The sequence below is a fragment of the Brevirhabdus pacifica genome (genome assembly GCF_002797755.1).
Classification (GTDB): Bacteria; Pseudomonadota; Alphaproteobacteria; order Rhodobacterales; family Rhodobacteraceae; genus Brevirhabdus; species Brevirhabdus pacifica.
Genome location: NZ_PGFI01000011.1, coordinates 1,433,527 through 1,447,301 on the forward strand (window position 1 = coordinate 1,433,527; position 13,775 = coordinate 1,447,301).

At 65.4% G+C, this 13,775-nt stretch carries 22 protein-coding genes and 1 tRNA gene; 16 read left to right on the forward strand and 7 right to left on the reverse strand.

The annotated features are described in order from the left end of the window. Window positions 1–51: 51 nt before the first annotated feature. Genes CLV77_RS06935 through CLV77_RS06970 form a run of 9 tightly spaced genes read left to right on the forward strand, consistent with a single transcriptional unit; the run spans window position 52 to window position 5,679 of the window. Window positions 52–2,226, forward strand: a complete 2,175-nt coding sequence (locus tag CLV77_RS06935) for a hypothetical protein (protein ID WP_076978662.1) — start codon at window positions 52–54, stop codon at window positions 2,224–2,226. Next, window positions 2,226–2,510 (forward strand): hypothetical protein, encoded by a 285-nt coding sequence (locus CLV77_RS06940; RefSeq protein ID WP_076978661.1) that lies wholly within the window; start codon window positions 2,226–2,228, stop codon window positions 2,508–2,510. The genes CLV77_RS06935 and CLV77_RS06940 overlap by 1 nt, the downstream gene beginning before the upstream one ends. Beyond that, window positions 2,507–3,274: a hypothetical protein gene (locus tag CLV77_RS06945; protein WP_076978660.1), complete on the forward strand. Its 768-nt coding sequence runs from the start codon at window positions 2,507–2,509 to the stop codon at window positions 3,272–3,274. The genes CLV77_RS06940 and CLV77_RS06945 overlap by 4 nt, the downstream gene beginning before the upstream one ends. Then, window positions 3,271–3,444 carry a Pam3-gp28 family putative phage holin gene (locus CLV77_RS16310; protein ID WP_157802025.1) on the forward strand — a complete coding sequence of 58 codons (174 nt, stop codon included), beginning with the start codon at window positions 3,271–3,273 and terminating at the stop codon, window positions 3,442–3,444. Before CLV77_RS06945 ends, CLV77_RS16310 begins: the two co-directional genes overlap by 4 nt. Further along, entirely contained in the window at window positions 3,441–3,641 is a 201-nt protein-coding gene (locus CLV77_RS06950; RefSeq protein WP_076978659.1) for a hypothetical protein, read from the forward strand. The genes CLV77_RS16310 and CLV77_RS06950 overlap by 4 nt, the downstream gene beginning before the upstream one ends. Continuing rightward, on the forward strand, window positions 3,616–4,740 hold the full coding sequence (locus CLV77_RS06955; RefSeq protein ID WP_076978658.1) for a hypothetical protein: 1,125 nt from the start codon (window positions 3,616–3,618) through the stop codon (window positions 4,738–4,740). The genes CLV77_RS06950 and CLV77_RS06955 overlap by 26 nt, the downstream gene beginning before the upstream one ends. A 35-nt stretch (window positions 4,741–4,775) precedes the next feature. Next, complete coding sequence (locus CLV77_RS06960) at window positions 4,776–5,099, forward strand: hypothetical protein (protein WP_143815094.1); 324 nt, start codon at window positions 4,776–4,778, stop codon at window positions 5,097–5,099. Between the two features lie 13 nt (window positions 5,100–5,112). Next, complete coding sequence (locus CLV77_RS06965; protein WP_076978656.1) at window positions 5,113–5,448, forward strand: hypothetical protein; 336 nt, start codon at window positions 5,113–5,115, stop codon at window positions 5,446–5,448. A 3-nt stretch (window positions 5,449–5,451) separates the two neighbouring features. After that, entirely contained in the window at window positions 5,452–5,679 is a 228-nt protein-coding gene (locus tag CLV77_RS06970) for a hypothetical protein (protein ID WP_076978655.1), read from the forward strand. Window positions 5,680–5,748: 69 nt separating this feature from the next. Here the strand turns inward: CLV77_RS06970 and CLV77_RS16845 are convergent, their stop codons facing one another. The 5 genes from CLV77_RS16845 to CLV77_RS16320 all read right to left on the reverse strand — a co-directional run bounded on the left by CLV77_RS16845 (window position 5,749) and on the right by CLV77_RS16320 (window position 7,400). After that, entirely contained in the window at window positions 5,749–5,871 is a 123-nt protein-coding gene (locus CLV77_RS16845; protein ID WP_257787319.1) for a hypothetical protein, read from the reverse strand. Window positions 5,872–5,925: 54 nt separating this feature from the next. Beyond that, window positions 5,926–6,105, reverse strand: a complete 180-nt coding sequence (locus CLV77_RS16315; protein WP_143815093.1) for a hypothetical protein — start codon at window positions 6,103–6,105, stop codon at window positions 5,926–5,928. Between the two features lie 13 nt (window positions 6,106–6,118). Further along, window positions 6,119–6,520, reverse strand: a complete 402-nt coding sequence (locus tag CLV77_RS06975) for a hypothetical protein (RefSeq protein WP_076978654.1) — start codon at window positions 6,518–6,520, stop codon at window positions 6,119–6,121. Between the two features lie 279 nt (window positions 6,521–6,799). After that, window positions 6,800–7,201 (reverse strand): hypothetical protein, encoded by a 402-nt coding sequence (locus CLV77_RS06980; RefSeq protein WP_076978654.1) that lies wholly within the window; start codon window positions 7,199–7,201, stop codon window positions 6,800–6,802. A 55-nt stretch (window positions 7,202–7,256) separates the two neighbouring features. Continuing rightward, window positions 7,257–7,400, reverse strand: a complete 144-nt coding sequence (locus CLV77_RS16320; protein ID WP_157802027.1) for a hypothetical protein — start codon at window positions 7,398–7,400, stop codon at window positions 7,257–7,259. 156 nt (window positions 7,401–7,556) lie between these two features. On the opposite strand from CLV77_RS16320, the gene CLV77_RS06985 reads away from it, so the two are divergent. The 7 genes from CLV77_RS06985 (at window position 7,557) to CLV77_RS07010 (ending at window position 11,247) form a co-directional block, all read left to right on the forward strand. Next, window positions 7,557–7,754, forward strand: a complete 198-nt coding sequence (locus CLV77_RS06985; RefSeq protein WP_143815092.1) for a hypothetical protein — start codon at window positions 7,557–7,559, stop codon at window positions 7,752–7,754. Between the two features lie 88 nt (window positions 7,755–7,842). Continuing rightward, entirely contained in the window at window positions 7,843–8,085 is a 243-nt protein-coding gene (locus CLV77_RS06990; protein WP_076978652.1) for a hypothetical protein, read from the forward strand. A 14-nt stretch (window positions 8,086–8,099) separates the two neighbouring features. After that, a complete protein-coding gene (locus CLV77_RS16325) occupies window positions 8,100–8,303 on the forward strand; it encodes a hypothetical protein (protein ID WP_143815091.1) in 204 nt (67 codons plus the stop codon). Between the two features lie 23 nt (window positions 8,304–8,326). Continuing rightward, window positions 8,327–8,397: transfer RNA gene (locus CLV77_RS06995), tRNA-OTHER, on the forward strand. A gap of 307 nt (window positions 8,398–8,704) precedes the next feature. Further along, window positions 8,705–9,514, forward strand: a complete 810-nt coding sequence (gene modA / locus CLV77_RS07000) for a molybdate ABC transporter substrate-binding protein (protein ID WP_076978651.1) — start codon at window positions 8,705–8,707, stop codon at window positions 9,512–9,514. Continuing rightward, window positions 9,504–10,211: a molybdate ABC transporter permease subunit gene (gene modB, locus CLV77_RS07005; protein ID WP_076978650.1), complete on the forward strand. Its 708-nt coding sequence runs from the start codon at window positions 9,504–9,506 to the stop codon at window positions 10,209–10,211. The genes modA and modB overlap by 11 nt, the downstream gene beginning before the upstream one ends. Next, window positions 10,201–11,247 (forward strand): ATP-binding cassette domain-containing protein, encoded by a 1,047-nt coding sequence (locus CLV77_RS07010; protein WP_076978649.1) that lies wholly within the window; start codon window positions 10,201–10,203, stop codon window positions 11,245–11,247. The genes modB and CLV77_RS07010 overlap by 11 nt, the downstream gene beginning before the upstream one ends. Here CLV77_RS07010 and CLV77_RS07015 read toward each other — a convergent pair. After that, window positions 11,214–11,876: a nucleotidyltransferase family protein gene (locus tag CLV77_RS07015; protein ID WP_076978648.1), complete on the reverse strand. Its 663-nt coding sequence runs from the start codon at window positions 11,874–11,876 to the stop codon at window positions 11,214–11,216. The genes CLV77_RS07010 and CLV77_RS07015 overlap by 34 nt on opposite strands. 101 nt (window positions 11,877–11,977) lie before the next feature. Continuing rightward, window positions 11,978–13,771 (reverse strand): transglycosylase domain-containing protein, encoded by a 1,794-nt coding sequence (locus CLV77_RS07020; protein WP_076978647.1) that lies wholly within the window; start codon window positions 13,769–13,771, stop codon window positions 11,978–11,980. Window positions 13,772–13,775 lie beyond the last annotated feature (4 nt).

The following is a 13,775-nucleotide window of genomic DNA, read 5'->3' on the forward strand; positions in this document are numbered from 1 at the left end:
ACGACCCCTCAGCCCCGCCAGCGGGGTCTTTTGTCGTGGCAGGAGAGCAATATGAGCATCAAGCAGGCCGCTGAGAACGCCATTTTCAGCTATCCGAAGGACACGGCCAATCAGCCCTCAACGCAGGGCATCGCCGACCTCTTCGAGAATATTCGGTATGCGTGGGATACGGCTGCTGAGTTCAAGGCGGACACGACTGCGAGCTACACCCTTGGAGCGGCCAAGTATGTGGCGGCGGGAGATATCGTCCTGATCGGCGGGGTCCGTGCTGTGGTTCTAGCGTCGGGGTCCGCCGGGCACTTGGCCAGCGCTGCCGCGACACCCGTCCAGGTGGATATTCTGCTCGATGCCAAGGGCGGTTACAGCGCTGAGGCGTTCGGTCTTGTCCGCTCGGGCGGCGATGTCACCTCTGCGGTGCAGGCAGCCGTTACCGCCGCGCGGACGAAGCGGGTGGACAAGGTGACGATCCCGGCGGCTGATGCGGGCGTTGCCTATGGCATGACCTCGACCCTCACGCACGCGGCTGGTAGCGGGCGGCTGATCCTGGAGGGCGCCGGGAAGCAATCAACCACGCTCCTCTGGTCGGGCTTGGCTTCGACGGCCTATGCGCTGCACCTCGACAAAGACGCTGTGGATGTCGCCTATCACTTCGGCATCCGTGACATCACCTTGCGCGGCGACACGACCGGAACGCGCACCAACGGTGCCCTGATCGAGAACGCGTCCTATTGCGACATCAGCGACACGGAATTCTACGGCTTCCGGGACGGCCTCGTCTACGGCGGGACCTCCACCTTCTCCAACGGCCACCGGGGCCTGACCTTTTACGACATCAGCCGCTACGGGGTGCACTTCGAGGCCTTCACCGGCGGCGGGCACTACACGTTCGGCGACAGCACCGTTACGGGCGACATCGGCATCTATATCGACAGCGCGTCTGCAGTTTCTCAGATGTCGCTTGCCTCGGTCAACTTCGAGCAGACGGTGACGAACGAGTTCCGCTGCGACGGCGACCTCTGGGGCCTTGACGGTGTGATCCGCACCGAGGGCTGCAACGGCGCTTATGGCTTCCTGTTCTACCCCGCGACGAACAAGACGGTGGCTGGCTTCAATCTCCACGGATCCTATTTCACGTCGGATGCGGGTGCCCATATCCCGATCTTCTGCGGCGGGAATGGCGGCAAGGTGGCCGGCGGCGTCGTCAGCGGCAACTACATCGGGTTCGCCACAATTGGCTCTCACTTGCTCGAACTTAACGGCACTGGCGAGGCGATTGTCGTTCAGGGCAACTACGGCGAGAACCTGGCCGCAACCATCCGCTCCGAGAACATGATCGCGAAGGCGGCCACGTGGTCGGCAGGCACGGATCGGGCCGACAACGCCCTGGGTCTATATCCGGGCCTCGAGGTCGCAAGCGCCGGGTCCACGCAAGACCGGACATCGGCGCCCTGTGAGGCGATGAAGGCCGGCATCGAGTATCACATGCGCTGGGTCTACGCGGCGGGCACGTCTGCCAACGCCTCGGTGCAGCTGCATGATACCGGGGTTGCCCTGGTCGCGTCAGGGACGGTGGGGAACCTGCTGGTCACCAGCAACACCGGCGCGACGGATTTCGTCGTCACCCACAACAAGGAGCTGGCGACCGGCATCTGGGAGGTCGGGCTGCGGTTCAAGCTCAGCGCCGACAGCTCGTCGCTTTGGGGCTTTGGTCCCTACAGCACGACGGTTGGCCAGACGGCGATTGTCTATTTCGGCTCGGTCAACGGTCCCGTGGTCAAGGGGCTGCGCGCGGGGGTTCACGTCAAGGCCAACAGCAACGCTGCCGGGCCTCTGGCGGAATACGAGGGCGAAGCGCGCTGGAAGCTGGAGCAGAAGTCGTGGACGCCGGTGGACAAGAGCGGGGCGGGCCTGACGTTCACGTCGGCCAGCGGGTCCTATCAGGTCATTGGGGACACGTGTGAATACCGGGCTGTCATCGTCTTCCCCACCACCACCGACACAACTCAAGTCACAATCAACATGCCGGTGCTTGGTGATCGCGCAGACACGTCATCCCGCGCCGGGATGCGCATTACATCTACCTACGGCACTGCGATCTCGGGCTTCCACGGCTTTCCCACGGCCGACAAGATGCAGGTCTTCACGCAGGCCGGTTTGGGGGGTGTGACGAACGCCAACCTGTCCGGTCAGACGCTCTACCTGAGCGGATCGTTCAAGGTGGCGTGATGACCAAGCCCGAGTTCTCCCCCGCCATCACCCTTGGCAATGTGATCCAGATCGCGGTCCTGCTGGTCAGCGTCGGTGCCTATTACGCATCAACGGCCAATTCGCTCGAAACCATCACGCTCCAGATCGAGCAAGCGCGGATCGACCGCCGCGACATGGATATCCGTATGCGACTGCTGGAGACGCAGGCAGCCCGCACGGACGAGCGGTTCGCCAGCATCCTCACATTCATGGCCCGCAGCGACGCGCGTCAGGAGCGGCTTGAGAGGGAGAAGAAGCAATGAACCGAAAGGCATTCTACGAGGCTCTGCGGCGCGACAAGCGTGTGTTCGGCTTCAAGCTGTCCCAACCCCAGGTCGATGTCTGCGAGGCGATCCTTGATGAATGCGAAGTGCGCGGGGCTGACCTCGGACAGACGGCCTACATCCTCGCCACGGCATACGGCGAGACGGGCGGGAAGATGCAGCCCCGCCGTGAAAACCTCAGCTACAGCGCCAAGCGCCTTCGCGAGGTTTGGCCGCACCGTTTCAGGACCATGGAAGAAGCCAAGCGCTTCGCCCGAAAGCCGCGTGACCTCGCCAACCGCGTCTACAACGGTCGCATGGGCAACCGGGTCAGTTCCGACGACGGTTGGCTCTATCGCGGCAACGGGCTGGGCCAGATCACGGGCCGCGACAATCACCAGAAATGGGGCGACCGGCTGGGCGTCGATCTGATCGGCAACCCCGAAGCCTTGTCAGATCTGCGCCTGTCGGTCCGTGCCCTCGTTCAGCCGATGCTCGAGGGCTGGGCCACGGGCGTCAGCCTGCCCCAGTGCGTCGAGGGCGACCGCCGGGACTACAAGGCCGCCCGGCGGGTCTGGAACGGCACCTTCGAGGCCGGGAAATACGCCGACTTCGCGCTGTCCTTCGAGGCGGCGCTGGAGGCCGCGGAGTGGGGCACACGGCCCCCGGCGCTGCCCGATGCCGTCGCCACGCCCCCGAAGGTCGCAGGGCTGTGGCCGGCCCTCGTCTCTTTCATTCTCAGCATTCTCGGGAGGTTCAAATGACCGAAGACATCAAGCGCCTCGTTCGCCACCTCGTCCCCGTGGCCGTGATCTATGCCGTTTCGCGCGGATGGATCCCCGAGGCGATGCAAGCCGACATGACCGAGGCGGCGCTGATCCTGTCGTCCGTGGCGTTTTCCCTCATTTGGTCGAAACAGCGCGACCTCAAGTGACCGACCTGATCGCAGAGGACGCAGCGGCGGCGAAACGGGTCGTGGAGAGATACCTGCGCGGCACACCGAAGCTGCGCAGGATCATGGCCGGAGAGGACGAGGCGCTGATCCGCCACGTCATGCGGCTGGAGCAGGCGGTCGCCGTGCTGGCGGCAAAGCGGGGGGAACCCGATGGGAACACCGAGCATAACGCTTGAACAGGCCAAGGAGGCCCACAAGGCCCTGTGCCAGTTCGGGTCGCAGGTCGCAGCGGCAGAGGCCCTGAACCTGTCTCGCGGCGGCCTACAGGGCAGGCTGCGGGCCTACGAGAGCTTCGTCAATCGAGACCCGGCCATTCAGGCCAGCATGGACGCGGTTGGCACCCAGATGGAACCCCGCCTGGCGTGGGCGAAGGTGCCGGCCAAGGACGGCCAGCCCGGTTATTCGGTGCTTCTCAAGCCTCAGGATCTGCCGGACGATATGCTCAAGCGGATGCGCGAGGCGTTCGAGGGGATGGAGCCAGCGACCGAGGTGGCGACCCCACAGCACACGCTGGACGACCTTTGCACGGTCTATCCCATCGCAGACGCGCATATCGGCATGATGGCATGGGGCAGGGAGACCGGCGAGGACTATGACACCAAGATAGCATGCGACCGTCTGCGCGACTGGATGGGGCGCTGCGTGGCCTCGGCCCCGGCATCCGACACCGCCGTTATCCTCGACGTGGGGGACGGGCAGCACGCCGACGATCAGTCGAACCAGACGCCGCGCTCCCACCACCAGCTCGACGTAGACACCCGGCATTTCCGCACCCTCGACATGTCGATCGAGGCGCTGGGGGCTGCTGTGGAACTGGCGCGGCAAAAGCACCGCAACGTGATTATCCGCATCCTGCCCGGCAACCACAACCCGACCAGCTACATGGCCGTGATGTTCGCGCTTGCCGAGCGCTACCGCAATGAACCGCGCGTCAATGTCGAGAAGGACCCCGGCGAGTTCTTCATGATGGAATGGGGTCGGGTCATGCTCGGCGCCCACCACGGCCACAAGGCCAAGCCCGAAAGGCTGGTTCATTTCATGGCCGACCAGTTCGCTGTGATGTGGGGGCGCACCCTGCATCGGTATCTCTACACGGCGCACGAACACCACCACCGGAGCGCGGACATCGGCGGGGTGCTGTGGGAGAAGCTGCGGGCGATGACCGCGCGGGACGCCCACGCTTACAGCAACGCCTTCTCGGCTCGGGCGCAGATCCAGGCAATCACTTACGACAAGACGCGCGGCGAGATCCATCGCGTGAAGGTGGGGCTGTGATCGCCCTCGTCCTCAAGTGGCTCAGCGGGGGCGTGGTGGACCGCCTCGCGGACGCCTACGCAGCCCGGCACAACGCCAAGAACGAGAGCGAGCGCATCGCGGCGAATGTCGAGATCGCCCGCCTCGAGGAACGGCAGGCCAACCGCGCCCTCGGCGGCCGCATCACGGCGCTGGTGCAGATGGCGTGGGCCGCGCCGTTCATCATCTACACGTTCAAGCTGGTCGTCTGGGACAAGGTTCTGGGCCTCGGCATCACCGACCCTCTCAGCCCGGAATTACTGTCCCTGCAAGAGCGTATCGCAACGCTCTACTTCGGCGGGGCAGCCGCGATTGGGGTGGTCCGCGCATTGCGCAAATGAAGGAGTAAGACCAATGCGGAAATGCTTCGACCTGACCCTCGTTATCGTGTTGCTGGTTGCCGGAGCGCTGGCTGCGGCGATCCTCTGGCCTATGCCGGTGAAGGCGGAACCCGGCCCGCCCTGCGGCCCCCGCGAAAGCATGGTGGAGACGCTGACCGAGCGGTATTCTGAGCAGCGCCGAATGGCAGGACTGACCGCCGACAGGCGGCTCATCATCGAGTTCTGGGGAAACGACGACACCGGCGGCTGGACCATCACGCGGACAAGCCCGACCGGAGAGACCTGCGTGGTCGCCATCGGCTCAGGGTTTGCTCTGTTCGATCCGCTGCCGGAAGGTGAGCCGGCGTAGGCCATGCCGGAACCCCTCCAAGAAGTCAGCACGGCCTTCCACATATTCCGGCGCGATCTTGCCGGCCGGCTATCTGCGCTTCGATGGCTCATCTGCGGCCTGACCGGGTGCGCTGCTGTCGCGGTATTCCTGATACTCGGCAAGGTCGATCAGCTGGAGACCGCCGCGGCGAGAAGCACCGCCATCCTCGAAAGGGTCGAGGCCCAGATCAACCGTATCGCGGCGCGGTAAGCCGCCCCGTGTTCCTCCGGCCTTTGCGTCGAGGGGGCCGGTAATTCGCTGATCCAGTTGGATTGAGGGTTAGTCGCGAAGACAGGGGCACGACATGCCGATGTCATCGCCGCAGATCGGGCATTCGTCTTCGTCGTCCTCGTCTGGACGATAGCCCTCTGTCAGCGCATCATCATACCATTCATCATCCATGTCGTTTTCCTTTCTGGGGGCCGGTCCCTCTGCCTTGGGGTGACGCGGTTGGGGCTATTTAGCCTCGCCGCGGAGGCGACGAATTTCGGCTTCTTGCGCAACGATGATTTTCGCCGCCTCGCGGTAATCTTCAAAGTCCTGTGGTTGCATGTCTCGCGCTTCACGACCTACGCTTGCGGCCCACCGATAGTGCTCTAGCTGTTCAGGGTCAATGCTCCAAAGTGGTCTGGTCATGGTGCCTCCGGGGTTAGTTGGATTCGGGTTTCGGCGGGATGTATTCTTGGTTCCGGCTGGCCTTGAATTGGAACCCGGTGAAGGTCAGGCCATGCTTGTCCTGCCACGCGTCCATTGTCTCGCGCACCATCTTTTCAAGGTCGGCGCGGAGTTCCGGTTTGATCGGAAAGATTTCGACGTCTCCCTCGGGGTCACCGTGATCCTCGTAGGCGCGTTCTTCGGCTTCCTCTGCGAACATGTGGCCGTCAAAGTATCGGCTTATCTTGATATTGGCTGGCTTCATCGCCTCAACAATGTGGCCGCCGTCCTGTTCTTCGGATGCGATGTAGACCGCTTCCTCTCTGGTTTCGCATTCGGTGTGGTAGCGTTCATCGTCGTGGCCGACCCACCATTTCCAGTTCTCTTGTTCGCTCATTCTATCAGCACGTCCGCGCTTCGCCATATCGGCCTCCGGGCGTTAGTTGGGCAGTGGTTGATCAAAAGAGTGTTCGCGGCAGAAATGTCCTGCGCCGGTGGTCTCGACCCGTGCCGGCCTGTAGCGGCGGCAGATGCCCTCGCCGTCGCCCATCCAATCACGAAGCCACCAATAGCACGTGTCGCAGCGCCGCCCTTTGGCCCTTTGCTCCGCCATGTGGCAGGCGACACAAGCCCCGCCGTCGCAGTCGTTATGAAGCATCTCTCTCCTCCGGGGGGGTTAGTTGGATTCGGGTTTCGGCGGGATGTATTCTTGGTTCCGGCTGGCCTTGAATTGGAACCCGGTGAAGGTCAGGCCATGCTTGTCCTGCCACGCGTCCATTGTCTCGCGCACCATCTTTTCAAGGTCGGCGCGGAGTTCCGGTTTGATCGGAAAGATTTCGACGTCTCCCTCGGGGTCACCGTGATCCTCGTAGGCGCGTTCTTCGGCTTCCTCTGCGAACATGTGGCCGTCAAAGTATCGGCTTATCTTGATATTGGCTGGCTTCATCGCCTCAACAATGTGGCCGCCGTCCTGTTCTTCGGATGCGATGTAGACCGCTTCCTCTCTGGTTTCGCATTCGGTGTGGTAGCGTTCATCGTCGTGGCCGACCCACCATTTCCAGTTCTCTTGTTCGCTCATGTTATAGGTCTCCGGGCGGTTGTTGGACTGGCGGGGCCGAACCCCGCCAGCGGGTTTAGGCGCCCTCTGCGCTTCTGAGCGCACACAGAGCGTTTGCGGCGTTGCAGGCCGCTTGTGAGAAGTGCAGCGCCTCGGCGGCACTGTGCGCCTCAGCCGCTTTGGCGATCAGCAGCTTGATTTGCTCGGCCTGGTCTTTCATCGGGTTCTACCTCCGAATGTGCCCGCGCTTGGTTTGGGTATTGCCGCGAGGCGGGCGGTTTCGCAGCAATCCGTGTTCCCCTTGATGTATGCTATTCGATTACATACAGTATGTCAAACATTGACATACATTTAATAAGTTGCCAGTATGCAGGCCATGAGCATACAAACGCGCATGGCGTGGCAAGATTTCCTGACCGATGAAGAGCGTGCTGAGCTTGAAGCCGCAGATGCGAAATTCGCTGAGGCGCAAAGGGCTTTGGAGCCGGTCAAGGCCGACAGGGATGCCACCTTGCGCAAGTTGAAAATCCGGTGCGATGCGCGGATGCGTCGCGCCAAGGAAAGCGACACATGACCTTTCCCTTGCCGATGGTGGCGGCCGAACAGAACGCAGCCAATGTGCGCAAGTCGCGCGCGAAGAGATCCTAGAAAGGAGCGCAGCCATGGTTGGCGGAAAAATTATTGAAATTATGCCGATTGGCAAAACGCCCGAGGGCCGCAGCGTTTCGCGCCTGTGGTGCGTTGACCGAAGCGGCGACGAGTGCGCTGTTCATGTCGAGGATGCGCCAGCAATGCCACTTTTGGGCGATGAAGTTTGGTGGCAGGCTGGCAAGGTCTATTGGGACCATGACCGCCGCGAATTGCGGAAGGTCGGCTACAGCTATGACCCCCGCGCTAAAGTCTGAACAGGAGCGGACGCATGGCGACGATTGAAGCCCTAAACCGAAGTCTGCGCATCATTCTGTTAGATGATGGGAAAACGTACCCGATCACAAATTGGTTCGACAACCACGGCAATGACTGTGACCCAGACGAAGCTGAATTTGCAGTTGCTGGGCCGGATGCAAACGGAAAGTGGTACACGATTGAGCTTGGTGCCTATTCGCACCTCGGAGTCCATTAAAGCCGAGGTTCGGGGAACGACAGGGCCGCGTGGCGGAATGGTTAGACGCACTGCCTATGGCGGCACATTCCGGGTTCGACTCCCGGCGCGGCCCTGCCCCGGACGCAATGGATAGGAGGGAGCCGATCCCCCCGTGTCACAGTTTCCCCCTACGTTTCTGCTATGTCCCTGTGATCCGGCGTAGGCTAGGGCGTTGAAATCGCCCGGTGTCGGGACAATTCAAAATCCCCCGGTGGCAACACCTTGTCGGTTCGAGTCCGACCTCGGGTACCAACATTCATCAGCAATCAATTAGCGTGACTGCCGCGACATCGCGGCCCGAACACAATGCCCGGCGCCCGATTGCACCGCCCGGCGCGGGGCGCTAGCTTGCGCCGACGTATTTCCTAGGGCCGGATCCCATGCGCGCGCTGCTTGCCATTACCCTCATGCTGGGCCTTTCGGGGCTGGCGCCGTTGCCCGCCGGGGCGGGGCAGGTGAGCGTGGCCGCCGCCTCGAACGTGGTCGAGCCGCTGGAGGCCCTGGCGCCGATCTTCGCGGCCCGGACGGGCCACCGGGTCAGCATCATCAACGGCTCCACCGGCAAGCTTTACGCCCAGATCCTGCGCGGCGCGCCTTTCGACGTCTTTCTTGCCGCCGACCAGGAACGGCCGGCCCTTCTGGAAAAGGCCGGTCTTACGGTGGGTCCCGCGCGGACCTACGCGCTGGGGCGGCTGGCGCTGTGGTCTTCGCGCCCGACTAAAGCGGCCAAAGAGGCCGAGGGGACAGGAACCACCCCGCCCGACGACGCTGCGGTGGGCCAGATGCTCAAGGCGCGGCTTTCGGGGGATTTCGGGCGCCTGGCCATCGCGGATCCGGTCCTGGCCCCCTATGGTCTGGCGGCGATGCAGGCATTGAAGGCGCTTGGGATGGACGAGGCCCTGTCGGACCGCCTGGTTCTGGGCGAGAATATCGGCCAGACCTTTGCATTCGTCGCCACCGGCAACGCGGGGCTGGGTCTTGTGGCGCTGTCCCAACTGCGCAGCCCGCGCCAGGACCTGAACGATCAATGGCTGGTGGTGCCCGACAGCCTGCACGATCCGATCCGCCAGGACGCGGTGCTTCTTGCGGGCGAGCGGGATCCGGCAGCCGCGGAATTCTTCGAGTTTCTTTTCAGCGACGAGGCCCGCGCCGTGCTGAGTGATTTCGGCTACGGAACCGATGGGGAGTGATCCGGCCAACAGCGCAGGGGGATGGGCGATCGACTGGTCGCCGGTCTGGCTGACCCTGCACCTTTCGGCGTTGACGGCCGTGTTGCTGCTGGCGCTGGCGGTGCCGCTGGCCTGGTGGCTGGCGACCACCCGGGCCCGCATCCGCCCGCTGATCGAGGCTGTGACCGCGCTGCCGCTGGTTTTGCCACCGACGGTGCTGGGCTTTTACCTGCTGATCCTCTTCAGCCCCGACACGGGCCTTGGTGCAGCCTGGGTGCGGCTGACCGGCGAGACACTGACCTTTTCCTTCACCGGGCTTGTGCTGGCCTCGATGGTCTATTCGCTGCCCTTCGCGGTCCAGCCCCTGCAAACCGCGTTCGAGGCTGTGCCGCGCCCCCCGCTCGAGGCCGCGGCGACGCTGGGCGCGGGGCCGTTCGACCGTTTCCGCACCATTGTCCTGCCCCAGTCGCGACGCGGGCTGCTGACCGCGCTGGTCCTCAGCTTTGCTCACACTGTGGGAGAGTTCGGGGTGGTGCTGATGGTGGGGGGCAACATCCCCGGCCAGACGCGGGTCATCTCGATCGAGGTCTACTCGGCCGTGGAGACGCTGGATTACGAGCGCGCGCACGTGTTGTCCTCGGGGCTGCTGGTCTTCAGCTTCCTGGTGCTGAGCGCGGTCTACGTCCTCAACCGCAGGGGGCGGCGCGATGTGTTCTGAGCTGATCCTCGAATTGGCGCTGAGGCGGCCGGGCTTCGATCTTGCGGTCGATCACGCCATTGCCCTGCGCGGGGTGACGGCCGTCTCGGGACCCAGCGGCAGCGGCAAGACCAGCCTTTTGCGCGTCATCGCCGGGCTGGAGCCGGGGGCCACTGGCCACGTCAGCGCATTCTGCGAGGAATGGCAGGGTCCGAAGGTCGGGCTGATGCCCGCTTGGCGCCGCAGGGTCGGCTATGTCTTTCAGGAAGCTGCCCTTTTCGACCACATGAATGTTGCGCGGAACCTCGACTACGGGCTGGAGCGGCGGCGCGCCGGCCCCTCCGGCGGCGCCGGGCAGCGCGGACCCGAGCGGGACGCGATCATCGACACGCTGAGGCTGGAGCGGCTTCTGGATCGCATGCCCGGGCGGCTGTCGGGGGGCGAGCGTCAGCGCGTGGCCCTGGGCCGTTGCCTGATGTCGGCACCCCGGCTGATCCTGCTGGACGAGCCGCTGAGCGCAGTCGATCACGCCAGCCGGTCCGAACTGATCCCCTATCTTCAGCGCAGCCTTGCGCTGGCGGGGGTGCCGGCGATCCATGTCTCCCACTCGCGCGCGGAGTTGCGCAAGATGGCCGACAGGGTCCTGCGGATGGATGCGGGACGCATCACCGCCAGCGGCGGATCGGAGCTGTTGCTGCCCGAAGGGGCGATCCTGCTGGATGCCCGGGTGCTGGAGGTTGGGCCCGAGGGCACGCGGCTGGACATCGGCCATCTGGGCCAGCGGCTGGACCTGCCGCCGGGGGCCGAGTTCCAGTTGATGGTGCGGCGGGACCAGGTCGTGCGGATCAGCGGATCCGAAGCCGGGGTCGCGGCGGCGGGGCGTATCGAGGCGCGGGTCGCGCCCCCCGGTCCCGACGGCATGCCCCTGCTGGAGGTGGCGCGCCAGGCGCTGGCCCTGCCGCCGGTCGCGGGCCCCCAGGAGACGCCCGCGCCGGGCGAGGCGCTGACGCTGGCGCTTGCAGGCTATGAGGTGCTGCCGCCGCGCGCGGCGGACTGACCTCCGTCGGCGTCCTGATCGTCCGGGTTGCCGGCGCGCCAGCGTTCCCAATCCTCAGGCGTGTCCAGATCCTCCGTCGCGCGGGCGCCGGGCAGGGGGACGGGCAGGGGCGGTTGGGCCTGGGACCGGATAATCGCGACCGCACCCCTGTCGTCGCTCAACCCCGAGAGGGCCGGGAAAAGGGCGGCGGGAAAGATGACCGGGTGGCCCGGGCGGCCATTGTCATCGGTGCCGCGAAGGATCCGGTCGGGGTTCTCCAGGTGGGCCTGTGCCATTGCGCGCACCTCCTCCCGCCCGATCCCTGGCATATCCCCCAAAAGAACCATCAGTCCCGACGCCTCCGCAGGCAGCTCCGCTGCCCCGGCGGCGAGGGAGCGGCCCATCGCCACCACCCCCTCGGGCGCCCGGATCGTCGAAAGGGGCAGGCCGGCAAGCACCTCTGCCCGTCCGGCACCGAAGGGCGCGTCCGGGGCCGGCAACACCACCCGCAGGGGCAGCCCGGCCGCGATTGCCGCCTCGGCCAGGCGGCGCAACACGGGCACGCCCGCAACCTCTTCCAACAGCTTGTCGGCCCCTCGCATCCGCGCGGCGCGGCCGGCGGCAAGGATCAGGGCGTGTAGCTGGGACATCGGATGCTCCGTCATGTCATGGGCATGGTGGGCGCGGGCCGGGCGGCGGTCACGCGGCCGGAAGCCTGCGACAGGCGCGCGGGCTTTGCAACCGCGCCCCCTCAGCGGCTGAGGCTGGGCGCGCCTTCGCTGTAGTCGCGGAAACGCTCGACCAGGTTGCGGTTGTAGCGGCTGAAGATGCGGGCCGGCAGGTCGCCGCCCGATATGCCGCGCATGGTCTTGCCCTCGGCCGGGCCGATCCAGACGCCGGTGGTCAGATCGTCGGCGGTGAAGCCGATGAACCAGGCATCGCGGTTTTCCTGGCTGGTGCCGGTCTTGCCGAAGGCGCGGCCCCCGACGAAATCGGCGTTGCGCCCCGTGCCCTCGGTCACGGCCATCCGCAGCATGCGGCGCATGGCGTCGATGCTGGTGGGGGAGGCGACGGCGCGCGACCGCTCGGGCGGGGCGCCGAAATGCACTCGGCCGAAGGCACCCAGAACGGCGCGGATGGCGCGGGGATGGGGCACGCGCCCGCCGGCGGTCAGCGAGGAATAGGCGGCGGTGTTGCGCAGCAACGTGGTCTCGGCCGCCCCCAGCACGACCGAGGATCCGGGCGTCCCCTTCGCCACCATCCCCAGCCGCGCCGCCATCTCTGAGATGCGGCGCATGCCCACGTCCTGGGCCAGGAACATGGTGCAGACGTTGCGCGACTGGGCCAGGCATTGATCCATGCGGATGCTGCCCAGATAGCGGTCATCGGCGTTGCGCGGCTCGAACGGGCCGGTCAGGGCGTCGCGGCTGTCCTGGACGGCGTAATCCACCTGCCACCGGGCTTCGAGCGCGGCAAGATAGGTGGCCAGCTTGGCGGTCGAGGCGGCCTGCCGTTCCCCTTGGGTCGCGATGTTGAAGGTCGAGCGGCCGTAGTCCCGCCCGCCGTAAAGGGCCACGATCCGCCCCTCGCGATCAAGGGTGACGAGCGCCGCGCGCCGGGCGCCCGAGGCGCGCCGCTCGGACATCTCGCCCTCGACCACCAGACGGGCCTGGTACTGGGCGATGGGGTCGAGGGAGGTGACGATGCGGTACCACCCAGGCTTGCTATCGAAGCCCAGTTCGCGGAACTCGGCCAGCAGGTGATCTTCGATGAAACGGTCGCGGGCGGGGCGCTTGCGCGGGCCGTCGGGCAGGGCCGCGGCGATGTCCACGCGCAGGCTGGCGGGGATGTGGCCGGCCCGGCGCATCAGGTTTACCACCGTCAGTGCCCGGCCGGCGGCGGCCTGGGGGTGTTCGATCGGCTGGTAGGTGGTCGTGGCTTTCAGCATGCCGACCAGCAGGGCCGACTGCGCCAGGCTCAGATCGGCAGGCTCGACCCCGAAATAGACCTCGGCCGCGTCACGCAGCCCGAAGACCGGCACCCCCCGGATCGAACCGAACCGCACCCGGCTGAGATAGAGGCGCAGGATGTCGTCCTTGCTGTAGAGGCTTTCGATCCGCCAGGCGAACATGGCCTCGTGGATCTTGCGCTGGATCAGGTCGTAGTCGCCTGTCAGGGCGGATTTGGCCAGCTGCTGGGTCAGGGTGCTGCCCCCTTCGGCAAAGCCGGTGGCGGCGGCACGGACCAGCGCGATGGGATCGACGCCGCCATGATCGAAAAAGCGCCGGTCCTCGGTCGCGACAAGTGCGTCGCGCACCATCAGCGGGATCTCGTCGTCGCGCAGGGTACGGTTACAGTTGCACTCGGCAAGGCCAAGACCCTGGGGCGTGACCTGCACCAGCATCAGCGGCCGCGACAGCGCCGCGCGCAGGCCCGCGTCGTCAAGACGGGTCACCTGATACCAGATCAGGCCAAGGTAGATCCCCAGCGCCAGGCTCAGCCCCAGTCCGACCCTGAGCAGCAGTTTTACTAGTCCGAAGATCACCGGG